This is a genomic window from Paenibacillus sp. F024 (assembly GCF_057814255.1).
Genome location: NZ_JBVASZ010000225.1, coordinates 1 through 230, shown reverse-complemented (window position 1 = coordinate 230; position 230 = coordinate 1). Strand labels below are relative to the sequence as shown.

Below are 230 nucleotides of genomic sequence, written 5' to 3'. Positions count from 1 at the left end.
CTCTCAGGTCGGCTACGCATCGTCGCCTTGGTGGGCCGTTACCCCGCCAACTAGCTAATGCGCCGCAGGCCCATCTGTAAGCCACAGGTTGCCCCGTGTTTCTTGATCTTCTCATGCGAGAAAACCATCTATCCGGTCTTAGCTACCGTTTCCGGTAGTTATCCCGATCTTACAGGCAGGTTGCCTACGTGTTACTCACCCGTCCGCCGCTAACTTATCCCGAAGGATAA

The 230-nt window shown here is 55.2% G+C and carries 1 rRNA gene; it reads right to left on the bottom strand.

What is annotated here, in order from left to right:
• Positions 1–230, bottom strand: a 16S ribosomal RNA gene (locus ACZYR9_RS28030); the annotation flags it as partial.